This is a genomic window from Ruegeria sp. CDSC002, assembly GCF_059610905.1.
The window spans coordinates 213,552-235,754 of record NZ_JBXWOM010000005.1 but is presented as its reverse complement, the minus strand read 5'-3'; the positions used below and the strand labels follow the sequence as shown (position 1 = coordinate 235,754).

At 55.8% G+C, this 22,203-nt stretch carries 16 protein-coding genes; 3 read left to right on the top strand and 13 right to left on the bottom strand.

The features are described 5' to 3' along the window. The first annotated feature begins 4 nt into the window (after positions 1-4). The 3 genes from AC2FJE_RS11420 to AC2FJE_RS11410 all read left to right on the top strand — a co-directional run bounded on the left by AC2FJE_RS11420 (position 5) and on the right by AC2FJE_RS11410 (position 4,755). Complete coding sequence (locus AC2FJE_RS11420) at positions 5-1,030, top strand: trans-3-hydroxy-L-proline dehydratase (protein WP_496755880.1); 1,026 nt, start codon at positions 5-7, stop codon at positions 1,028-1,030. Positions 1,031-1,154: 124 nt separating this feature from the next. Then, complete coding sequence (locus AC2FJE_RS11415) at positions 1,155-2,330, top strand: tetratricopeptide repeat protein (protein WP_496755883.1); 1,176 nt, start codon at positions 1,155-1,157, stop codon at positions 2,328-2,330. 211 nt (positions 2,331-2,541) lie between these two features. Next, on the top strand, positions 2,542-4,755 hold the full coding sequence (locus AC2FJE_RS11410) for an NADP-dependent isocitrate dehydrogenase (RefSeq protein ID WP_496755885.1): 2,214 nt from the start codon (positions 2,542-2,544) through the stop codon (positions 4,753-4,755). Between the two features lie 276 nt (positions 4,756-5,031). Here the strand turns inward: AC2FJE_RS11410 and AC2FJE_RS11405 are convergent, their stop codons facing one another. From AC2FJE_RS11405 to AC2FJE_RS11345, 13 genes are all read right to left on the bottom strand, one after another. Further along, on the bottom strand, positions 5,032-6,138 hold the full coding sequence (locus AC2FJE_RS11405) for a peptidoglycan-binding protein LysM (RefSeq protein ID WP_496697930.1): 1,107 nt from the start codon (positions 6,136-6,138) through the stop codon (positions 5,032-5,034). Positions 6,139-6,178: 40 nt separating this feature from the next. Then, positions 6,179-7,288 (bottom strand): transporter substrate-binding domain-containing protein, encoded by a 1,110-nt coding sequence (locus AC2FJE_RS11400; RefSeq protein WP_170559914.1) that lies wholly within the window; start codon positions 7,286-7,288, stop codon positions 6,179-6,181. Positions 7,289-7,334: 46 nt separating this feature from the next. Further along, the gene (locus AC2FJE_RS11395) at positions 7,335-8,597 is read right to left on the bottom strand and encodes a substrate-binding periplasmic protein (protein ID WP_496755888.1); all 1,263 of its coding nucleotides are present in this window, start codon (positions 8,595-8,597) and stop codon (positions 7,335-7,337) included. Positions 8,598-8,619: 22 nt separating this feature from the next. Next, positions 8,620-9,405, bottom strand: coding sequence for a PP2C family protein-serine/threonine phosphatase (locus AC2FJE_RS11390; RefSeq protein WP_496755890.1), 786 nt, complete (start codon positions 9,403-9,405; stop codon positions 8,620-8,622). A 3-nt stretch (positions 9,406-9,408) separates the two neighbouring features. Beyond that, complete coding sequence (locus AC2FJE_RS11385) at positions 9,409-10,398, bottom strand: FHA domain-containing protein (protein ID WP_496755894.1); 990 nt, start codon at positions 10,396-10,398, stop codon at positions 9,409-9,411. Positions 10,399-10,604: 206 nt separating this feature from the next. Further along, positions 10,605-12,767, bottom strand: a complete 2,163-nt coding sequence (locus tag AC2FJE_RS11380) for a serine/threonine protein kinase (RefSeq protein ID WP_282169550.1) — start codon at positions 12,765-12,767, stop codon at positions 10,605-10,607. A 338-nt stretch (positions 12,768-13,105) separates the two neighbouring features. Beyond that, positions 13,106-14,392 (bottom strand): dynamin family protein, encoded by a 1,287-nt coding sequence (locus tag AC2FJE_RS11375; protein ID WP_282119373.1) that lies wholly within the window; start codon positions 14,390-14,392, stop codon positions 13,106-13,108. Beyond that, complete coding sequence (locus AC2FJE_RS11370) at positions 14,389-16,431, bottom strand: dynamin family protein (protein ID WP_282119374.1); 2,043 nt, start codon at positions 16,429-16,431, stop codon at positions 14,389-14,391. The genes AC2FJE_RS11375 and AC2FJE_RS11370 overlap by 4 nt, the downstream gene beginning before the upstream one ends. Before the next feature lie 66 nt (positions 16,432-16,497). Then, the gene (locus tag AC2FJE_RS11365; protein WP_496755901.1) at positions 16,498-17,358 is read right to left on the bottom strand and encodes a hypothetical protein; all 861 of its coding nucleotides are present in this window, start codon (positions 17,356-17,358) and stop codon (positions 16,498-16,500) included. Positions 17,359-17,381: 23 nt separating this feature from the next. Then, the gene (locus AC2FJE_RS11360; RefSeq protein ID WP_496760958.1) at positions 17,382-17,783 is read right to left on the bottom strand and encodes a hypothetical protein; all 402 of its coding nucleotides are present in this window, start codon (positions 17,781-17,783) and stop codon (positions 17,382-17,384) included. 32 nt (positions 17,784-17,815) lie between these two features. Then, on the bottom strand, positions 17,816-19,531 hold the full coding sequence (locus tag AC2FJE_RS11355) for a dynamin family protein (RefSeq protein WP_496755905.1): 1,716 nt from the start codon (positions 19,529-19,531) through the stop codon (positions 17,816-17,818). Positions 19,532-19,539: 8 nt separating this feature from the next. Continuing rightward, positions 19,540-21,552 carry a dynamin family protein gene (locus AC2FJE_RS11350; RefSeq protein ID WP_496697914.1) on the bottom strand — a complete coding sequence of 671 codons (2,013 nt, stop codon included), beginning with the start codon at positions 21,550-21,552 and terminating at the stop codon, positions 19,540-19,542. A 2-nt stretch (positions 21,553-21,554) separates the two neighbouring features. Beyond that, positions 21,555-21,950, bottom strand: a complete 396-nt coding sequence (locus tag AC2FJE_RS11345) for a hypothetical protein (protein ID WP_174822482.1) — start codon at positions 21,948-21,950, stop codon at positions 21,555-21,557. Between the last annotated feature and the right edge of the window lie 253 nt (positions 21,951-22,203).

The following is a 22,203-nucleotide window of genomic DNA, read 5'->3' as shown; positions in this document are numbered from 1 at the left end:
GGATATGCGCAGCATTAAGACCATTCATGTTGTGTCGGCCCATGCCGAAGGCGAGGTTGGCGACGTCATCGTTGGCGGGGTCTCTCCGCCGCCCGGTGACACGATCTGGGAGCAACGGACGCATATCGCCAACAATCAAACGTTACGAAATTTCGTACTGAACGAACCGCGAGGCGGTGTGTTTCGTCATATCAATCTTCTGGTTCCGCCCAAACATCCGGATGCCGATGCCGCCTTTATCATTATGGAGCCCGAGGACACTCCACCCATGTCCGGCTCAAACTCAATCTGTGTTGCCACGGTATTGCTGGATAGCGGGATCATAGCAATGCAAGAACCCGAGACAATTCTGACGTTTGAAGCGCCCGGAGGCCTGGTTCGCGTGCGCGCTGAATGCCGGGGCGGTAAGGCAGAACGGATCCACGTGCAGAACCTCCCCACTTTTGCGGGTAAGCTCTCTGTCCCGTTAGAGGTTCCGGGTTTGGGCACGCTGACTGTTGATACGGCTTTTGGAGGCGACAGTTTCGTGGTTGTAGATGCCGCTAAGCTGGGGTTTGATATAACCCAAGACGAAGCGCGTGAAATCGCCCGGACCGGCGTTACAATTACGAATGCCGCCAATGCCCAACTGGGGTTCTCGCATCCCGAGAACCCAGATTGGACCCACATTTCCTTTTGCGCTTTTTGTGGCCCGCTTGAAAAGACGCCGACTGGTTGGCGCGGTAAATCTGCCGTTGCCATCCAGCCCGGGAAGGTGGATCGCTCGCCCACTGGCACAGCAGTATCTGCGCGCATGGCGTTAATGGCGGCCAAAGGGCAGATGACGGTTGGGCAAACCCTCGAGGCCGTCTCGATCATTGGCTCGCGCTTTACCGGGAGAATTGTTCGGGAAACGCAAGTTGGTGCCCAACCCGCTATCATTCCAGAAATCAGCGGGCGCGGATGGATCACCGGAACCCATCAGCACATGCTTGATCCAGACGACCCTTGGCCGGGTGGGTATCGGTTGAGTGACACTTGGGGCGTTTGATCAATCTCTGCGATTGCGCTTGTGTCTTTTCCGTTTCATTACACAATTTTGGCGACCCGTTTCCTTGAGTATAGGTTCTGGATTGCCACTTTAAGGTGAGTGCTTTGAACAGATTGGAGGTGTAATGCACATTCGTCTTGCCGCCCTGGTTATTGTGATCGCCACGTTGTTGCTGTCCTTCAATTCACCATCAAAACCCGGACCAAATTACACGCAGCTGGCCCAGTCATGCCTTGGCAACAAAGGCGGCACGGCGCATGTGATCGCGGCCTGCACAACTTTGATAAATGGCGAGGGTGTTACCCCAGAAAACCGGAACACACTGCTGAGATCTCGTGGTTGGGCGTATTACAGCGGCAAACGGTACGAAGAGGCAATTTCGGACTATACCAGTGCTTTGGCTCTCGCTCAGAACGACCCACGTTCAACTTTGTGGCGTGCTATTGCCTATAACGCGGCGGGCGACGTCCAATCTGCTGAAGCAGCGTATGAAAAAGCTTTGTTGCTTGCCCCAAGCAGCACTGAGGCTTTGTTTCACAAAGCTCAGTTCGACAGGGGCCAGGGAAACACTCTAGCCGCCATTCATGGGTTGGAGAAGGTTCTGGAACTCGACCCGAGCAATGGGGATGCGGGAACAGTACTGATCAATGCTCACTACGACGTAAATGGACATGACGCGGTCGAACAGTTTCTTGCACAAGCCGAACAGCGTTGGCCCGATCAAACATGGGTGTATAGTGCTCGTTTGCTCTACGATCTGAATGTCGCAGGAGATCATGAAAGCGCTCTTACGGCATCTGCGACGCTCGCTCGGCTGGAGCCTGGCGAAAAATACGAGTTGTTTATGCCAGCCATGATACATCTGAAAATCGGCGACGAAGACAAAGGCATTGAATTTGTGAACGAATATGCAGATTACGCTGTACAGCGAGACTTTGCTAAGTTGGTTTTCCCTAAGCGATGGTTTCGCAAAGTTTCGAATTGGTATGCCTTGGGTCAAGATGAAGAGTGGTTGCACCGCTACACGTTGCTTGCTGCCTTTGGCAGGCCGGACCTCGCCATGTCCGTACTCCAAGGTTTCCTTGAGGAAACCGGAGAGAATGGGCGCTACATTTTGATACTAGTTATGCGAGGATTCGGAATCTCGGTTCCGCGCGAGGCGGACGCCGGTTCTGTTGAGTATTTGAACGCCGCAATCGCAGATTACCTCGGTCAACTTGAAAAACAAAGCGGCTTCATGGCGTACGGGCTGCCGGAAAAAGTAGCGCCAGTAATGACCCTCACAACCGGTGCTCAGTAGTTTTAGCTAAAACCTCTATCCACATTCTCATACCCGTGGCAATTTGCGCCCCGTTTAGACGATTGATCCCAAGCCAATCGTGATTTATGGGAGACCTTGTCAACACAGAGTCACCGTTGGGCGGTAGGTTGAACACGCCCATCATTAGCCACCCGTTTGTGGCACACTCTAGGATCGCACGCCCCGAAAGGCTTAAAAAAGGTAAAAGAATATGGCAGATAACTCAAACTTCGACATATTGTATACCATTGTAGACGAAGCGCCCGAACTGGCCAGCGCATCGTTTCTGCCCATCATTCGCAAATTCGCCTCTGCGGCGGGTGTCAGTGTCGGAACCAAGGACATTTCACTGGCGGGTCGTATTCTGGCAACGTTCCCCGAGAACCTGACTGACGCGCAACGCATCACCGATGATCTCGCAGCTCTGGGCGAGTTAGTGAAAACTCCGGATGCGAACGTCATCAAACTTCCCAACATCTCGGCGTCGGTCCCGCAGTTGGTGGCGGCAATCGAAGAGTTGCAGTCGCAAGGCTATGACATTCCGAACTACCCCGAAGAACCCTCGACTGACGAGGAAAAGGCGATCCGTGCGCGTTACGACGCTATCAAAGGCTCGGCTGTGAACCCGGTACTGCGCGAAGGTAACTCGGATCGTCGCGCGGCGCGTGCGGTGAAGAACTATGCTCAGAAGAACCCGCATTCGATGGGGGAGTGGGCGTCGGACAGCAAAACCAAAGTGTCGTCGATGTCTGGCAATGATTTCTACGCTAACGAGAAGTCAGCCACCATTACCGCCACTCAGGCGGGTGATGCCAAGATCGAATTCGTCGGCAAAGACGGCAGCGTCACGATCCTGAAAGACGTCTGGCCCCTGGCCGAGGGCACCGTTGCAGACGCCACTTTCCTGTCGGTCAGGGCGCTGTCATCCTTCCTGGCAGATGCGATTGAGGACACCAAGAAAGACGGCACCATGTTCTCACTGCACATGAAAGCCACGATGATGAAGGTCTCGGACCCAATCATCTTTGGCTTTGCGGTCAAAGCCTGGCTTGCCCCGGTATTCGAAAAATTTGGCGCTGAACTCGACGCTTTGGGTGTGAACCCGAATTCCGGCTTAGGCGATTTGCTGGAACGTGTTCAGGGCAATGCCGATATTGTGGCTGCCATCGAAGCGATCAAAGGTGATCGCCCGTCCATGTATATGGTCGACAGCGACAAAGGCATTACCAACCTGCACGTGCCGTCAGACGTGATCATCGACGCCTCGATGCCCGCCATAATCCGGGCGGGCGGAAAAGGCTGGAACGAGGCCGGTGCCAAGGGCGACACCAATTGTGTGATCCCCGACCGTTGCTATGCATCAGTTTATGATGAGAGCATCAAGTTTTTCAAAGCCAATGGCGCGCTGAACCCTGCAACTGTCGGTGCTGTAGCCAACGTCGGCCTGATGGCGCAAAAAGCGGAAGAATACGGTTCGCACCCAACAACGTTCCAAGCGCCGGCCGACGGTGCCATCCGTATCGTTTTGGCCAATGGCGAGACGCTGCATTCGCATGACGTTGAAAAGGGCGACATTTGGCGTGCCTGCACTGTGAAGAAAGCTCCTATCGAAAACTGGATCCAGCTGGCCATGGACCGGCAGCGTTTGACTGGATCCGAAGCGATCTTCTGGCTGGACGCAAACCGCGCCCATGACGCGGAGCTGATCAAATACGTCAAACCGGCACTCGAGGCAGCTGGCGTAGCCGACAAGTTCCTGATCATGGCTCCGCGCGAGGCGACCCGCCAGTCGTTGGAAACCATCACGGCAGGTAAGGACAGCATCGCTATCACGGGCAACGTGTTGCGCGACTACCTGACTGACCTGTTCCCGATCCTGGAACTGGGAACATCGGCCAAGATGCTGTCGATTGTGAAGCTGATGAATGGCGGTGGTCTGTTCGAAACCGGCGCGGGTGGGTCCGCTCCGAAACACGTGCAGCAATTGGTTGAGGAAAACCACCTGCGCTGGGACTCGATGGGTGAGTTCTGTGCCTTGGGTGAATCGCTGAACTTCCTAGCCGACAATAATGGCAACGCCAAAGCGGGTGTTCTGGGTGCCGCGGCCGAAGCGGCCACGCAAGGCATCCTGGACAACAATAAATCGCCCAGCCGTAAAGTTGGGCAGCCAGATAACCGTGACAGCCACTATTGGTTCGCACGCTATTGGGCTGAGGCTCTGGCCGCGCAATCGGGTGATGCTGAATTGTCAGCAGAATTTGCGCCGATTGCAAAAGAGCTGGCGGATAAAGAAGATCAGATACTGTCTGAGCTGGCGACCGCTCAGGGTGCTGCCGCGGATCTCGGTGGATATTATCACACCGATCCTGCCAAGACCGCAGCAGTAATGCGCCCCAGCGCGACACTGAACGCGATCATCGGCTGATAAACAGTACCCACGTTTTGCGGCGTGGGTATTTTCGGATTGATGAGATCAATAGAAAAAAGGGCCGACCCCCAAAGTCGGCCCTTTTTTGAGTGAGTGGTTAGGCCGAAGCCTCACCGGTGTAGTTGAATTCACGTTAACTAATCCACGAGTTTTGGAAATTAGGGGATTCCCGTACTTTTGGGAATTTGGGTGCAACCTGTAGCTAAACCGCCTATTTTAAACGAAAAAGGGCCGGTCAAATGACCGGCCCAATTCGTGCTAAAAGTCGAATGATCAGTTAGATGCTGCGTTCAGCTTTTCGTTTTGTTCGCGAAGGGTGTCCGAGATAATCGCGTACCATTCGCCCGACTCACGCATTTCGTTCAGGCCCTTGTTCATCATCGCGATATATTCGCGAGCAAACGGGTTGGTGCGGTGCGCAAGGAAGCTCATCGAGGACAAGGTCGAAACATATGGGTTTTCAACCAGATCAGACGAAGTCAGTCCCATGTCGTTCATGGTCGAAGCGAACAGATCGACCTCAAACGCGGCGACATCCGCCGTGCCGGTCAAAACAGCATCAAGACATTCGCGGGCCGAGTTGGGTTGGACCACAGTTGTGTTTTCGCGGTTCAATCCGACTTCTTCCAGAACAACCATGCTCCAGCCTGACATGCGGCAAATGGTAGAACCTACGAAGTCCTCGAATTTGGTCGCGCTGGCGTAGTCGCTTTCCGGCAATGTGAAGAAGCCGCCTACGATGTCGTATACAGGGACAGAAGCCACAAATTGCGTACAACGCGCTTCGGTTTCTGACGACCATTCGTATGTGCGGTTCGTACAATCCGGAACGGTCCATGCGATCGAAATATCGAACGCGCCAAGCGGCAACAATGTGTCCAGATGCGAGCTCCAGTCATCGACAAAACTGACCGAGTAGTCGCGGCTGTTGCCGGCACGTTGAAGACTGGTCGTAGCCAGACGGGTCATGATGCCGCCGCCGCCCAGTGCTTCACTGGTAAAGGGTTCCCAGCCGTTACCCGCAACCATTTTGATCGGCGGGGCATAGACATTCGAACGCTTGACGCTTGCTGCACGTTGCTCTTCCGCAGCGATCAGCTCCTGCGCGGATTGACCGTTTGGCAGGCTGCCATCTTCACAGGGCAGGGCCAAAACCAGACCTGGCGCAAGGTCGTTCGGGTTGGTGATGATGTTGCGGTTTGCGTTGAAGATGGGCTGATAGTTCGACGTTCCGTAGGCAGCGATCGCGATGGTGGCCATCGTGTCACCGTCCGAGACCGTGTAGTTTGAACAGGCTTCCTGCGCTGCCGCTGCGCCTGCGGTGAGTGTGAGGACGGCAGTCGCCGTCATCACCTTGGTGTTAAATTTTTGTTTGTGCATTGTTTTTCCTCCCGTGGGTTGGAATTTGGAAAGTGGATCCTTAGCCGGATGAGGCTATTAGTCGTTCATTGTGCTCATTCAGTGTGTCCGAGATGATGGCGTACCATTCGCCAGACTCCCGCATTTCGTTCAGGCCTTTGTTCAGCATCGCCAAGTATTGTTTACCCATTGGGTTGGACCGGTGAGTAATGAACCGCAGGGCTGAAAGTGTCGTGACATACGGGTTTTCGACGAGATCGTTCTCGTTGAGACCCATTTCAGCCATTGCGTCGGCAAAAAGCTGAACTTCGAAGGTCGCGACATCCGCGGAGCCAGTTAGGACGGCATCCAAGCATTCCCGCGCGGTAACGGGTTGCAGCAGATCGATGGTTTTTTCTGGTTGCAGACCTTCTTGTTCGAGGTCGTGGATGAACCAACCTTCCATACGGCAGACGGTTGCACCTTTCAGATCTTCAAAGCTTGTCGCACTGGCGTAATCGCTTTGGGGAAGTGTGTAGAAACCCAAGACGATGTCGTACACAGGTGCTGACGCGTGGAATTGCGTACAGCGGATTTCTGTTTCCCAGGACCATTCGTAACTACGGTTGGTGCAATCGGGCATGTTCCACGCCATCGACACGTCAAACGCGCCCAGCGGAAGCAGGGTTTCGATATGCGAGTTCCAGTCATCGACAAAGCTGATCGAATACTCGTGCGCATTGCCTGCCCGTTGCAGAGCCGTTGTTCCCAATCGAGTGATGAAACCACCGCCGTTCAGGGTCTCATCCGCGAACGGAGCCCAGCCGTTGCCCGTAACCAGTTTGATTGGGGCTTTGAACGAACTTGTTTGGGTCGAGCTCGCAAAACGTTCTTGCTGTTCAGCAATAATCTCGCGTGCGCTTTGGCCGTTCGGCAAGCTGCCGTCCTCACACGGAAGCACAAGCGCCAGACCAGGTGCCAGATCGTTGGGGTTGCTAATCGAGTTCCGGTTTGCGTTGAAAATTGGCTGGTAGTTTGACGTGCCGTAAGCAGCAATCGCAATGGTGGCCATCGTGTCACCATCCTGTACCGTATAATTCGTACAGGCTTGCTGGGCGGCGGCGGCTCCGGCGCTTAACGCGATGACGGCAGCAGAGGTCATCGCAACGTTATGGAGCGGTAGTTTAGGCATTAGTTGTTTTCTCCAGAGATAGTAATTGAGAAGGCTTAAAAGTGTTTCAGCCGTTTTCCATTTGATGGCGTAGGGCGGTTGACACGATGTCGCGCCATTCGCCGGATTGCTGCATGATTGTCAGACCTTGATTCAGCGTCTCCAGGATCGCTTCGCCATCTGGATTATCTTTATGCGTCATGACGTTAAGGGACTTGATCGCCGCCAGGTTGGGGTTTTCAACAATTCGGTGTTCGTATCCCAGCCGTCCGATTGCTTCGATCGCCAGATGAGCTTCGATTGCGACGATGTCGGCTGTCCCGTCCATAACGGCGTGAAAGCAGTCATCGGGTGAAACCGGACGCACAAGCGAGATTGCCGGTTCATACAACCCGACCTCATCCATGTGTGACAACGACCAGCCTTCCGGCCGACAGATGGTTGTCCCGGCGAAGTCAGCATAGGTCAGTGTTTGCTCATAGCCCGATCCTTCGCGGGCAAAGAACGTGTCCACAACTTCGTAGAACGGGTTAGAGAAGTCGTACGTTTCGCACCGCGTACGGTCCTTTTCCGACAAAGTCTCTGCTGCCTCGCAGTTCGGACGCGACCATGGGAAGGTGGCATCGAACGCCAGTGTCGGCATCAGCAGGTCCAGATGCGATGACCAGTCATTGACGAACTGGATCTTATAAGCCTGCTCGGGTGCGGCACGCAGCATCGCTGTCTCGACAAGGTAGGTGTAGAGCCCGCGATTGGGCAGGGCCTCGTCGGTGAAAGGCGCATAGTTACCGCCAGTGATAAGCAACAACTGACGGTCGCGGATCTCTGGGCGTTCGCCGGCGTCTGCATTACGGATCAGCGCTGCGGCTTCTGCCCGCGCGGATTCGATCTCATCCTTGGCAGCCGATTTTGCAGCGATCACTGCATCTTCGCTTGCCTTTTTGGCTTCAGCTTCGGCTTCGGCAACGCGGGCTTCAGCCTCTGCGATGGCTTTCGCCGCGCGATTCTCGGCTGCCTTGACCAGCTCGGCGGCCATTTCGGCGGCCATGGCTTCGGCTTCAGTCTGCGGCGCGGCCGGTGCACGCCCGATCTCTTCCAAACAAGGCATGGTCAGAACGTCGCCTACCCGAATGATGTTCGGATTGTTCCCGATCAAATCCCGGTTTGCATCGTAAATGATACGAAAGTCTTCGGTCGAATAAACTTCGATGGATAACTCGCGCAGGCTGTCGCCTCGTTGAATTTCGTAGGTTGAGCATGCCTGTTGTGCCGAGGCGGTACCCGCAGCGGCAGCAAGTGCCAGGCTTGATATGATCAGATGGTTTCTCATGGGTCCTGTTGCTTTGCCTTGTTTAGTTTTTTGTAAGTTTGACAACACCGATTGAGATGTTGTCCTGATCTGGGTCGCCCTTAGCGTTCAGCGCGGCCTGCAGCGCCCCGGCTATGTCTTGTGCAAGCCCGCTGGCATTGGATTGAAGAATGGACCGAATTTCAGCGTTGCTGAGATATTGGAGGCCGTCGCTTCCCAGAACCAAAACATCCGAAGGTGTCAGGTCCAGCGGGGTTTCCGGGCAATCGACCTTTGGAATTGCCGCACCCATGATGACCGAAGTCAGTTGGTTGCGGTCAGGATGCGCCAGAGCTTCGGCCTCGGTCAAAGTCCCTTCGGCCAATTGTGCATCAATCATAGGAGCCATCGAGTGATCTTCGTTGATCTGCGACAGCTCTCCGTCCCGGAACAGGTAAAGCGGGCTGTCGCCGATCGAAATCCAGAACAGCCGCCGGCCCAACAACAAAGTGCCCAACATGGTTGAGCCCATGTTGAATCCAGTACCTTGTTCCTCGGAATAACCGGCAATGGACGCATTGGCTTGCATTGCCGCAAGGGGCAACGCGTCGATCAAAGCGGACTCGGGTGTCGTTGAACCTTCAAGCTCGGCATCTAACGCGTCACGCCAGGCCTGGATCACAAGGTCCGAGGCGACTTCACCTGCCGCATGCCCGCCCATGCCGTCAGCGACGACGACATAGCTTGCATTCGTCGCATCGAACATACGCGAAGCAACCGCGTCCTCCTGCGTGTCACGCTGGCCCTTGTCCAGGATCAGCGCAATATCATATGCCGGTGTCGCCAGCATCTATTAGGAATCCCGCCAGTCAAAGCCATCGTCACAGAAGGCGGCAAAGCGGACTGATGTTTCGCTGATGCGGATCAGATCCCCGCTGGACAGTGGGACGGTGCTGAGAACCGGCTTCCCGTTCAGACGCACCAGGTTGGCCTTGCCGCCGTGTCCCAGATAACATTTGCGGTCCTCGGGGTCATAAGCAATCACCGCATGGTTGCTGCGGGAAATACCAGTGTCTCCAAAGTCGAGCTGAATGGCCTGATCGTCGTTGCGGCCAATCTGCATCAAGCCCTCGGTCAGTGTTACGCTCGCACCCCGGCCCGGACCACCAGTGATGACCAGCCAACCAACCGGGAAAGACTGTTCGGCATTGTCTGTCTTGGCTGCAGGTTCTGCTGTCTCGATCAGGTCCTGCACATGCGTGTCGGCGCGTTCGAAACCCAGGAAGGTTGTCTTGACGCGACCACGACGATCTTCGGCAGCCGCAGGCTGCGGAACCGGTGCAACTTCAGCCAGTGGTTCTTCGGCGACCGGTGCTTCTGGCACCGGTTCTGCGGCGGGTTCGTCAGCGATTACCTCGATGATCTGTTCCGGCTCGGGTTCCTCGACTTCAAGTACCTCGTGCTCGACAACCTCTTCGACTTCTTCCTCAACTGCCGAGTGCAGCGTCAACACGGTTTCTGCTTCGGGCGCGGATACTTCGTCTGCCACGTTCTGAACTTCTGCGATAACTTCAGCGACGACGACATCATCTTCAGCCTCAGTTGCATCTGCTACGTCTTCCTCAGAGAATTCCGGCATTTTCTCTTCGGGCACCAACTCATCGGTTTCTTCGTAGCTGTCCGAGGACATATTGCCGCCTGCCAGCGCTTCGCGCAGGGCATTGAAATCGGCGATTGGTTCGGCCTTTTCCGCCTCTGGCGCTACCGCTTCTTCGGCTTCGTTCTCTTTTGGCTTGCCGGCACCTTCGAGAAGCCGGCTAAGAGGGCTTTTGTATTTGAACATGGTGTCGACACCTTTATTCCTTGGCACAGGACAACGGTCCTATGGGGCTGCTTCTTACCTCTGTGCGCGGTTGCACAACGGCACGGATATTTGTGACAACAAGGTCACTTTCTATTTCCGCGACGGGCCGGTTCCCGTCAGGGGTGCCGAATTTGGCGCTACCCTCAGCAAATACATACTGGCAGATCACATACGAACCGGTCAGATCACTCCTGCGCTAATGGCATGTCAGCATCCGTCTCGACGCCACTGCGCAAAACGCTGAAACGGGCCTGCGGCTGATCTTCGGAAACGAGTTTGGCCAACAAAACATCAAGGCTGTCCGAGCCATCAATGCCAGTGCCAGAAATTGTCTCTGAGACCAGGACATCCCCTTCCTGCAAGCTGCCTGCCGCCTCCGGCGGAACCGAGCTTAGAACGGTTGTCCAACCCGCACCGTCTTTGTTCAGAATTGTGAAAACGTAGCCATTTTCCAAGCCGATCACGTGCATTGCGGGCAGTGCCAACAATCCGTTCTGAGGGCGGGTTTCACCCAATGTGCGATAGCGGGCAGAAACGCGGATGTAGCCGTCCGGGTCCACATTCAGATCGTTCAACACCTGAGCAGCAAAAGTCGTATCTGCCTGCACTGGCTTGCCGTTCAGAGTGAAGATCGTGGCGCCGCGCGTGACCCACTCACCCACAATTGACGCGTCCATATCCTGGTCAACACCAGTTATCGCAATCACGTTGCCGGTCGAAGCCCGGCGGCGTGATGTCTGAAACGGGATGTCTACGTCCCAGTGAGAGAAAGCGATCTGCTGTTCTGCGAGGTTCACCGGTTCCGCCGGAACAGGCGGTGTCGGCTCGACGGTCCCGGCTTCAGCCGTTTCCGTCGCCGCAGCTTCTTCCTGCTCCGTGGCAACCGGATCTTCATGCGCCTGCTCGATAGGCTCTGGAGTGGGTGCGACCTCGGCCTGCGTGGTCTCAGTTGGTTCTGATGCCGGCTCCACTTCGGCTGCGGTCACTTGCTCGACCGGTTCCTGCTCGGATGTTTCGACTGCGGCGGTTTCCTCCACCGTTTCCGTTACTACGGGCGTTTGCGTCGATGCGGTGTCTTCGGCCGGAGTTTCCTCTCCGGACATCAGGAAGAACCCGCCCGCCGCCAAAGCGGCGACCACGGCCACACCCGCAACAATTTTGCCTGCACCACTGGACCCGCTTTTGACCACGGTATCCACCGCAACCGGAACTTCATCCTTCGATGTGAACGTGGCTAGCCCGTCGTCGTTCTTGTCCTCATTGCCCAGTGCAATGTCAGTGTTTCCGGCAAGCAATGCGGTGACAACGGCTTCGGCGTTTTCGCTTTCAGCCTTGATCCTGGCTTTCTCTTCTTCTTCGTCTTTTTGGTCCATCGCCACGATCACCGACACCGGCCGATAGTCAAAGCTGTCGAACATCACGCCGGGGCCGCGGAACATGCGTAGCCAATCTAATGCGGTCTGCAGGCGATCCGTTGCGTGAACTTCCATCGCCTTGTCAATGGCTTCCAGGAACCCGTCGGGGTAGCCTTCGATACGCCCCGCCAGCGGTGTGTAGGGGTCCGTCTGACCGTTGTTGAATGCGTTCAGGCGAGTCTGACCGTCGATCGGACGTTCGCCGCTGATGGCGTGATACAGGGTCGCCGCAAGAACATAGAGGTCACTGCTTGGCCCTTGTTCCGCGCCGCGTACATAAAACTCATGCGGCGAATAACCATCCTTGATAACCCGGAGGGTCATCAGCGCGGCGGACTGGTGCGCAGCCTGTTCGCGCGCGGCGCCAAAGTCGATCAGTACCGGATCACCATTTTCGTCGATCAGGATGTTGTCGGGCGAAATATCGCGGTGCAGCATGCCGCTTTGGTGGATGAAAGACACCGCCGACAGCATTTTTTCGGTGACCTGAACGATAAAGTCCGGGCCAGCTTTGTTTTTGGAATCTTCAACATAATCCAGCAGATCGCAGCCACGGATAAAATCCATCGCGATATAAGCGGTCTCGTTGTCTTCGAACACCTGATGAACGTCGACGATATTGGGGTGTACCAAGCGAGCGTGATTGCGTGCTTCGAGAATAAACAAGTCGATGATTGCGCGCAGATCGTCCTTGTAGTCCGGCTCGACCGGTTCAACCATATCGCCGTTACGACGGCAAAGGGCACCGGGATAGCACTCTTTGATCACAACTTCGCGTTCCAGACTGTCCCGCGCAAGATAGGTGATACCAAATCCGCCATTGCTGATAAAACGCAGGATCTCGTATTGCCCGCGCAACAGCTTGGCGCCTGGTTGAAGACCTTCAATTTTCGGTTCGTCGTGCGTCGCGCCGACGGCCTGGTTGTGGCTCATTTCTTTCCGCCCGTTCTAATCGTTTTGCGGCTTACTTAACTGGGCTTTCAGCCCGCGAACTCACAACCAAACACAACCGCAGGACACTCATGTACGTTAGACGTTTCAAATTTGACTTTATTGGGGCCGCCCGATGGCTTCACTAAGAACCCAGCGCAAAGAAAATCTATATATCGCGCTCTTTCTCATGCGAAAATCTAAATGTTGATTTTCTAGCGGCAATACTTGCGGACTGAGTGCCTATTTTTTGCGGATTGGTAACTAAATCCGAAACAATAAACGCGCGATTCTGAGGGCTTCGAATCGCTGCATTGCGGCTCAATTAAAACGGGTAGGCGTCAGGTTCCGGTTTTTGCCTGAACGGAATCGACGCGGCTGCCGGCCCAGGCGAGGTTATCGCTGAGCTGGGCGAGGATGCTGATTGCATCCTTCAGTGGCGCGTCACCGCTTTCGAATTGCAGCAGCAAAAGAAGATCAGTGGCCTTTTCAAACTCACCGGGAATCCAGTCGGCTTCAGTGGCGATTTCGCCCCCTTGCTCCAGACGCTCTGCAAAATCTTCGACGATTTCCTGACAACTGTTCAGGAATGCGGCGGGTTCAATATCCGATGTCTCGCGCAAGTCGTCATAGATGCTGGCAATTGCCGCCAGCCAGTCTTCAAGGATCGGGTTTTCAAGCGGGGGAAGGGCGGATTCCAGCGTCGCATGAATTGAGGGCGCTTCGACCTGCGCTGGTTCAGCTTCTGCGATGTTCAGGCTGGCCAGAAACGGAAGAAACTCCTGCTCGATGTCATTTTGGGCAGCTTCCAAATCCTTCAAACGCCGCTCGGATGCGACTTGCAGGACCTGTTCGGCCAGATTTTGACCGCCACAGGTCTCCCACAGATCAAAATCAGGCTCGGGTTCTTGCGCCATAGCCTTGACGGCGACCGGTGTGCCAATGGGCACGACAGACCGGAAGAATTTACCTTTTTCTTTTTCCAACCGGTGCAGAACACGGTCCAGCGCGTCCCGAACCGGGGGGAGATCCGCGTGGGTTACGGCCAGCAAACTGTTCGAGCGCAACTCTTGCGGAACTTGTGCCCACAGGTGGCGCTCAGTCTCACGCCAGGCATTGGTTCCGTTCGTGCACCAGATGGCACAATCGACATAGGACAATAGGTCCAGAGTGGACTTGTAGGTGTCATCCAGGGCGCCGGTTCCCGGCAGATCGAATAATGAGATCTCTTGCAGGGCAGGGGTATTCAACCCAACCGAGATAAAATCAGGGTTATCAGCCGCGGCTTTTTCCAGCGCAATGCCGGAATAGACTTTGGGCTCTTTGTCCCACCAGCCAACCGTGGTTTCCGGTGCGTCCGCATAGGCCACGATGACCAATGGCAGTTTCAGATGCTGCGGACCCGTGGGCAGAATGTCCGCCCCGGCCAGCATGTTTGCGAGGCTGGATTTCCCGGCCCCGAATTCCCCTGCAAAACCGATATTGACCGCATTCGAAAGCCGTTCGGCATGGAACAAGGCGCGCTCGCGCATCTTGTCCAGACCGACCTCTGACGGCAGGTTTTCGGTGGCGGTCAGGAAGCGTTCAAGCTTGCGTACTTCCTGTTCGGTTCCGGGAAATTCAATCATTCCGCAGCCTCTGCTAATTTCTTGTCCGCGCTATTGCCGCCGAATACCGCATCCAGATCATCTGCGACACGTTGCGCCTGATCGAATGCTGCCTGTGCTTCTGCACGAACATTGGTTTGGCCGGTTCCGACCCGTTGTTCAAGATGTCCGGCCAACAATGCCATATAATGGTCAAGAACGGTGTTCAGACGCTCAAGCAGATCGGCGCGCGCCGTGTCCACCAGATCGTCCCCGATCATTTCGAATTCCTGAACGATCATCCGCTCGGCCCGAGCGACCACACTTTTGCGCGAAATCAGCCGGGACAACCAGCTGACGCGCAATTCCACGGTGATGCCCCGGGTCAGTGCAGTGGTATCCGGACGGAACCACCGAACCGCACTGGTGTTCATCCGACTATCGGCCGGGTCCTGCCAGCCGGGCAGGGCGCGAAGCGCGGCATTGCTGTTCATGTCGACGGCGTAAAGTTCGCTGAGCATTCGCTGCCGCACCACCTGTGTTGCACCCTGAACCAGCTCGCGCATGCGATCCCGCAGCGGCGAAAAGTTCAATTCAGTGTCACCGCCCTTGGCCAACAAAGGGGAATCGCCATTCGGTCCGCGGACAACGGCGGAAACGGCTTCGGATACAGTGTCATCCATGACGCCGCGAAGATTGGCCAACACATCATCCATATCGTCAATGATCTGTGTGGTTTTTTGCGAAACCAGCGCGCGCAGCTCGGCCAATGTTTTGTCGTTTTCGTCGCCGTCGGTAATGTCGGCGGAGTTTTCGTCGTCAATTACGCGCAGATGGGCCTTAGACCGTTCCAGCTCACCTTGCGCAAAACTGTTAAGGTGCTGCCAGGCCATCTTGAGCTGTTCGTCACGGGGCCCTTGGGTCAAGGCGTGCGTAACGTGGCGGCGCAGATCGGGTAGACCAGAGGCGATCATTGCGGCAAAGCGCAAAACGCCCTCACGGCTGATTGGGCCGGGGCCCTGTTTGATCTCTTCTACACCGTCCAGATATTGCTTCATCTGCTCGGGGTGGGCGCGCAGCCAAGCCAGAACGTGATCGTGGTTCACGCCGGTATCGTCACCAGTCAAGGCATAATGGGCCCATTGGGCGCTGCCCATCAGAACATCAATGTCCGAGTTGCCCAGGGCTTTTTCCAGGCCATCCAACACGTCCGTCCGGACTTTTCCAGCGTCCTCAGCGCCGCCGCCCAGTTCGTCCACGCGGTTGATGAAGACGACGATCTGCCCTAGTTCCAGTGCCTGCATCAGGCGGAACAGCTTAAGATCCGCCCGGGACAGGGCCTGATGCGCGGACAATACAACAACAAAGAAATCGGATTCCTTGAGGTATTGGCGCGAGATTTCTTCGCGGATCAGCAGCGGGTCGTTGACGCCGGGCGTATCCGTAACCGTCAACGGGAACGGAAAATGGCCAATGTCAAAGTAGACCTCGGCTTTGCGCGTGATGTCACTGTACAGTCCCCGATCTGAACCGGGGTCGTATTCTTCGCTGTCAGTCGGATCGTCACCCGCACAAACATAACGGGCCAGATCGTCCGAGTTCAGATGCTCCAGATCGTGATGCTGACCCAGCAACTGCTCATAGCTGTCGCCTAATCGCAGTTGGGCGCGGGTTTTCATCGCGTCGACCTGCTCTTCGATCATCTCGCGCTTATAGCTGTCCTCGTCGTCGGGGAACATGTTGCGCAGTTCTTCGCCCTCGGCGATCAGCGCCTGCCACTGACGGTTATCGAAGAAATGAAATTCGGCCCCTTGGGTCCGACCCGAGGGGTGACCGAAATGCATGTCGGTGATCACGGTCGTCCACGGATTAACATCCGAGGGCAGGTATTCGGCCTGCCCCGTAAACCCGTTGATAAGGCGGGACTTGCCAGCCTTGATTTGTCCGACAAATGCAATTGACGGTTTAAGATTTGATAGATCGCCTACAATGCGCGAAATAAACTGGCGGGTCTCGTCGTTACTGACCCCGTTCATGTCTTCGGCGATTCGAATTAACTCACGACGGTTATTTTCACTCATACTGTTACCCTGGGTACTTGCAATCACAGATTGAATTAGTCGAAAAATTGAATATTACGGGCGCTATCATTCGGAACGCTCCGTCAGAGATGTCCACAGATTCACAATGGCGCCTAGCTTGCGCGCCTCGTGAACGACCATGGAGAATTCCTTGCCGTCATTCAGGACGGCCAAACCAGAACCTTTACCGCCGGACGGACGCATGACGATCAGTTGCGGATGATCCAGCGCGGCGGCAGCGTCATCATCCCAGCCCGACAGGTCACGTGCGAACTGCGCCAGCAAAGTTTCATCTGCATGTAATGGCTGATCTTCACTACAATCGCCGTCAGACTGAACCATTTCCCCGCCTTCAGCTTTGACCTGGATGCGCCCAACAGCCAACCGCTGGCTGCCGAGATAGAACTGGTTGGCCAAATCGCTGGCATCGTCTGTTGCTTCCACGTCATTTGCGGGCTCGGCTGTGTCCGGAACGACCGCTATGACGGGTTCAGCGGGCATTTCGATCATCGTGCAAGCACTAGCGATTTCGCTAAAAGTGATTCCGACATCGTCCGCTTCCAGCGTGGCGTCCGGCCGTAGGGATATCAGGCTGAGCGGTGCAGGCGCCGCGGCAATATCGGTTACCAGTTGCGCCAATTGTCCAGCCAGAGTATCGCGCTCTTCGGTTTCAAAATCAGGCGCAACGCCGGACCGGACACGAAAGACATCAGTAACCCGAGAGCTGTTGACCTCAATCGCGAGACAATCGCCATTGGCAGCCGTAAACTCCAACCGGCGCGGCAAAACAGTGCCACGGATGGACTGCAATACCTTTTCGCGACGCTCAAGCGCAGTGTCACCAGCAAGCGCGACGGCTGGCTCCAGCCGGGCAACCGATGATCGCCCAATGTCCTCGAGCAAATCGAGTATGTTTGTATCCATCATGCCGTGACCCCCTCTGGTCCCGTCTAAACTGCGGCCGCGACGGGCCCCAGACTGAGATGCGATTTTGTCAGTGCCAATCCTACATTCACGCTGTTGCGACAGATGTAGCAGACCACATGATCCGGATAGGCCTGCGTCCGCAAGAAAATGTTCAACCGATCCTTTGAAAACACCGCGATTTCCCCAAATCCCGGATTTTCGGTATCAGCATTACCCGATTTCCGCAGCAAGGCTTCAAAAGCACCCACGCCGCCGCCCTGAAACAGGTTCGCCACTGCAAGCGCAAGACTGTCCAGCACTTCGGTGTCCTCTTGATCGCGGACACTGGTCCCCAATAACATCCCTGTTTCCATGTCGACATACCCGGCTGCGACGCAGTCGGGTATCGTTTCCATCGCAGATTTCAGTGCGGCTTCGATAGACATCGGGCTTCCCGTCCTTCTACCTTGGTTTCACGTTATAAAACATGCCATTCAGCCCCGCCCTTGTTCCCGGCTTTCGGAAGCGTTGAAACGTCCTTTTTTTCGTCACGGGCGCCGTGTTCAGCGGCGATCTTGTCGAACTCTTCCAGGAAGGCCATGAAAACCTTTTTCAGGCCTTCCGAGTCGTCGGGAAGATCCTCACCAGCTGTGATCTCGCGCCACATCGCCGATGCGCTGAGTGTTGATCCGGCCTCCACATTGAGCAGTTGCTCAAGCGATTCAGACTCGGCCTCCGCCTCGGATGACGTGCCGTTCGGCATATGCACGATCTGTGTTTCCATCAGGCCGCTGGTTTCAGGTTCCGGTTCGAATTCATCCGCCGCACCATCCGATTGCTCGGCGAGCAAGGCGGCGATGGAGGACACTGACACATCAGCGCTTTGCGCGTCTGCGCCGGGTTTGTCGGTCTCAACAGTTTCAGGTACGTCGGCCAGCTTGTCTCCAAGCGACGCCACAAAAGGATCCTGACCATCGGCGCTAACGTCCGATTGATCTGCTTCGACTTCGGCTTCCAGTTCCAGGGGCTCTTCTTCGTCGAGATCCTCGTCATCCAGTTCAAGAAACGCGTTTTCTTCGGAAGGGATCTCGACAACATCCGCCAAATTCAGAGGCTGACTTGGCGTTTCCCGGAAGAAAGAGCGTAGCTCGTCCTGATCTGTTTCGGGCGTGGTCTCTTCCGAGATCGCGGTCATTTCAGCCCGCAACCGTTCGGCCTCATCCGCGTCAATGCGGGGTGCGCGTTCAGTGTCGCCTGAGCGTGCCTCGACCCGGGCAGGACGGACCGGAAAGCTCGTAACGACTTCGTCCTGCAGATTTTCGTCCTGAACAGGATTGACCAGCTTTAGCGTGGCAGGCTGCTCTGCGCTCTCGCCGTGTTTGCGTGGGCGGATAGGTTGCACACTGGGCATATGGGCAAGGCTGTTGTCGATCTGGTAACGCGCCAGCATGTCTGCTCGGTTGTCCATGATCTGTTCGGTGATCTCAAGAAAGCTGTCCACCATCTTGCCGCCGCCACTGCGTCCCCACATTTCGGCGTCGCCACTCTTGTCGCGCGCGGTAATAGCATCGCGGGCCGAGAACAAAATCGATCGATTGAACAGATGCCCGGCCTCGCGGTTTACACGGCGCAACACCTTCTGACGGTCCTTCGTGCCCAGGGTATCCGCGCGGGTGACCAACAACAGCGAGTTGTGTTGCAACCGTTCCGGCAGCGCGACCCATGTCGCCCGTTCGGTCTCACGCCAGGCCTGGGTGGCGTGTGTGCACCACAGCACCCCATTGGCTTGACCCACGGCGCGACGCCAGACATCGGTTGAAATCTTGGGGTCCGAAATGCCGGGCGTGTCTATCAGATCGACCGCCTCGAGAATGTCGGATTCAAGGAAAATACGAACGAATTGAGCGTCATTGACGCCGACGGATTCCAACGCATCTAGCTCGATGTTTTCGCGTTTGCCGTCATGGCGTTGTACATATGCAGATTGCTTGCCCCAGCTGAACCAGACGGGCGGCAACTGCGTGGCAGTCACCTGAGTCGGCAGCGTGTGCGACCGAAGCAGAAAGTTAATCAGCGTCGATTTGCCAGCGCTGAACTCTCCCATAAGCGCAAAGATCGGCTTGCGGCGGGACCACTGCTCAATGCGTTCCCATGCCTTGGGCGAGACGAAACGGGTTTGTGAGTCTTTTGCCATATCGCTACTTATGCTGCCTCGTTACTAAGATCTTTCAGGATGTCGCCCAGAATATCGTCACGCGATTTCTGTGGTGTCAGTCCTGCCATCAGAGCTGCGTTGCGGCTTGGGTCACTCTCGGCCGATGCCGAAATGCTAAGCAACGTCTCTTTCTGCTCGCGCATGAAATCCGACAGGATCGCGCGAACGTTTTCCAACACGGCTGCAACCTGATTTTCCTCGATGTCCTTGGTGATCGAATTCGCCTCGGACGCGATCAGGCGCGTATAGTCGGCTGCATAGGCTTCGAACCCTTTGCGGCGCTGCCACCAGCGACGCCACCAGGTGCTTTGCAAGTCCAATGCGATTGTTCGTCCAATTCCGAGTGGGGGTGGGACACGCGGAACAATGGGTGCTTCGATACTGAACTCACCCAGGTGGTTGCCCAGTATCTTCTGATACAGTGTCTCAATATCTGCGGCCGCCGTATTGTACAGCGCACCTGCTTCTTTGCGCATCGACCGCGCAAAGCTGAAATACGCGGCCTTTTGCAAGGTCCGCAGACCCGCCGGGTCATACTGCCACGTGCCTTGTTCGCCGTTCCGCTCAAGATGGGCAATCAGCGAATCCGTTGCACGTTTGACAAAGTTGGTTTCCGCCGAATTCAGTCTCTCCAACACCTTCGCACGTAAGGATGCGGTCAGTTCAGCTACTTTCTTATCGTATTGATCCGAGAGTGTGGCGATCGCGTCCTCTGGCGATACACCATCCAGATCACGCACAAGACCTTCACCGCCCGAAAGGGTCTTGGCAACGGCCGTGGCGCGGATTTGGCTGGCGATATTGCGGGCGCGGTGGCGGACGCGATCTAGCAAACGGGTGCCTGCGCCTTCTGCGATGCGTTCGTTCATGGCCAACAGCAAATCGGGCAGGCCGGACAGCGCCCAGATTTTGTCGAGCGAGGGTGCCTGATCACCAAAACCGGCAGCCAGATAGAACGTGTTCAACGCCTCGCGGGATTCATCGGACAGAATCTCGGGGTTGCCCGTCAACGCGGCCTCAGCCCACAATGCGCTGCCAAAGACAACGCTGGTACTGGCATCGATATTGTTCTGCTTGAGCGTGTCCTGGATACGGTCACGGATTTCCGGGACCTGATTGACCGGATCAGCCAGTTCGTCAATTCGGTTCACAAACAGGATGATCTGCCGGTTCTCAAACTGGGCAATAATCCTCATCAGCGCCATGTCCATGGTTGTAAGCGCCTGGCTGGCAGCCAGAACAACAACGCAGACCTCAGATCCGCGCAAGCTGCGCAGGGTGATCTGCTCGCGGACCATGAAAGTATCGTTGACACCCGGCGTGTCACACAGCTTCAACGCAATCGGGTATTGCGGAATGTCCATATACAGTTCTGCCGACTTCGTCACATCGGCGAACCGCCCGGTCTTGGGGTTGATGTCCGGGTCATCTTCGTCACCCAGACAGACATAGCGCTGGATCAGCTCTTCGTCGAAGTAATCATATTGATGGCTCTGCCCCAGAATCAGGTCGAAATGCTGGCCCAATCTGGATTCGGATTTAGCCTTCATCTCGCCGATCTGGCGGCGAATGTCATCCATCTCGTCATCGGCGCCAGCGCGGTTTGCCAGCTCACCCAGACGGCCGCCGCCGACCATCAGGTTGTCCCATTCTTCCTGTTCAAAGAAGGTAAATTTGGCGCGTTTGTCGCCTTCGGTGCGGGTGTTGATGTTCAGTGTGGTCACCACCGATGTCCACGGGTTTACATCCGACGGCAGCAGGGCAGGGCGCCCGGCCAGGATGTTCACGATCGAGGACTTACCAGCCTTGACCTGCCCGACCATCGTAACGCTGGCCGAGAAATTCTCCATCCGCGTCTTGAGCGTGGCAAGACGCGCGGACGAACGTGCATCCGCCACCTCTGTCAATTGATCAATCTGTGCGGTCAGCGAGTTCATCGCTGACGTCATGGGCGTCAGTGCCTCATTGCCAACTGACAAAAGATGGTCGTTGCGCGCCATGTTCAGCCTCCGGTTCCGGTCGCGGCCAACGTGTCTGTTGGCGTGCTGGTCATGGTGTCGATTCGGGCGATCAGATTCAGGGCATTGCCCAAGATAGCGGCTTCGGCGCCCGGCGAAATCGACTCGAAGGTGTGGCAATCCGCCAAAACTTCGATCGAGCTGAAGCGCTCGCTATTTTCAAGGCGGGCAAGACGACGCCCGGTCGGAAAGCCCTCGGATTTGGTTTCGGGCAGCGGCATACGCGAGTTGGCTAGCAAGTATCGCCGCCCCGAGCGCGTGCGCAATGAAACGCCAAACCCGGTGTTTGGATGGTCGCGGTTCAGGGATTTGAGTTCACCAAGAAAACTTTCACGCGCAAGGCCAACGGCTTCTTGCTCGGCAGCAGCGGAGTTCATCATATTGGTCACGTTTCAGACCCTTGTACTGGAGTTGAGCGAAAAAACTCGTACAGCGCCCGAAGGCAAAAAAGACTCATTAACTCCTTCTGCTCATAAGTGACTTTCAAGGCGGTCTTATTTTGACGCGAATAAGATTTTTTGGCGTTTGAATTGTGTCGCAATTGTGGTCGGTGGTATTTTTTAACCACAACTTACGAGCGTATTTTCGGCATCGATGTAGACAGCGCCATTTGCCGTTTGCAGCATTCAAGAG

What these genes read in the sequence shown, in the direction of transcription:
- AC2FJE_RS11420 (WP_496755880.1), top strand. Translation starts at nt 5, where the DNA reads ATGCGCAGCATTAAGACCATTCATGTTGTGTCGGCCCATGCCGAAGGC.
- AC2FJE_RS11415 (WP_496755883.1), top strand. Translation starts at nt 1,155, where the DNA reads ATGCACATTCGTCTTGCCGCCCTGGTTATTGTGATCGCCACGTTGTTG.
- AC2FJE_RS11410 (WP_496755885.1), top strand. Translation starts at nt 2,542, where the DNA reads ATGGCAGATAACTCAAACTTCGACATATTGTATACCATTGTAGACGAA.
- AC2FJE_RS11405 (WP_496697930.1), bottom strand. Translation starts at nt 6,138, where the DNA reads ATGCACAAACAAAAATTTAACACCAAGGTGATGACGGCGACTGCCGTC.
- AC2FJE_RS11400 (WP_170559914.1), bottom strand. Translation starts at nt 7,288, where the DNA reads ATGCCTAAACTACCGCTCCATAACGTTGCGATGACCTCTGCTGCCGTC.
- AC2FJE_RS11395 (WP_496755888.1), bottom strand. Translation starts at nt 8,597, where the DNA reads ATGAGAAACCATCTGATCATATCAAGCCTGGCACTTGCTGCCGCTGCG.
- AC2FJE_RS11390 (WP_496755890.1), bottom strand. Translation starts at nt 9,405, where the DNA reads ATGCTGGCGACACCGGCATATGATATTGCGCTGATCCTGGACAAGGGC.
- AC2FJE_RS11385 (WP_496755894.1), bottom strand. Translation starts at nt 10,398, where the DNA reads ATGTTCAAATACAAAAGCCCTCTTAGCCGGCTTCTCGAAGGTGCCGGC.
- AC2FJE_RS11380 (WP_282169550.1), bottom strand. Translation starts at nt 12,767, where the DNA reads ATGAGCCACAACCAGGCCGTCGGCGCGACGCACGACGAACCGAAAATT.
- AC2FJE_RS11375 (WP_282119373.1), bottom strand. Translation starts at nt 14,392, where the DNA reads ATGATTGAATTTCCCGGAACCGAACAGGAAGTACGCAAGCTTGAACGC.
- AC2FJE_RS11370 (WP_282119374.1), bottom strand. Translation starts at nt 16,431, where the DNA reads ATGAGTGAAAATAACCGTCGTGAGTTAATTCGAATCGCCGAAGACATG.
- AC2FJE_RS11365 (WP_496755901.1), bottom strand. Translation starts at nt 17,358, where the DNA reads ATGATGGATACAAACATACTCGATTTGCTCGAGGACATTGGGCGATCA.
- AC2FJE_RS11360 (WP_496760958.1), bottom strand. Translation starts at nt 17,783, where the DNA reads ATGTCTATCGAAGCCGCACTGAAATCTGCGATGGAAACGATACCCGAC.
- AC2FJE_RS11355 (WP_496755905.1), bottom strand. Translation starts at nt 19,531, where the DNA reads ATGGCAAAAGACTCACAAACCCGTTTCGTCTCGCCCAAGGCATGGGAA.
- AC2FJE_RS11350 (WP_496697914.1), bottom strand. Translation starts at nt 21,552, where the DNA reads ATGGCGCGCAACGACCATCTTTTGTCAGTTGGCAATGAGGCACTGACG.
- AC2FJE_RS11345 (WP_174822482.1), bottom strand. Translation starts at nt 21,950, where the DNA reads ATGATGAACTCCGCTGCTGCCGAGCAAGAAGCCGTTGGCCTTGCGCGT.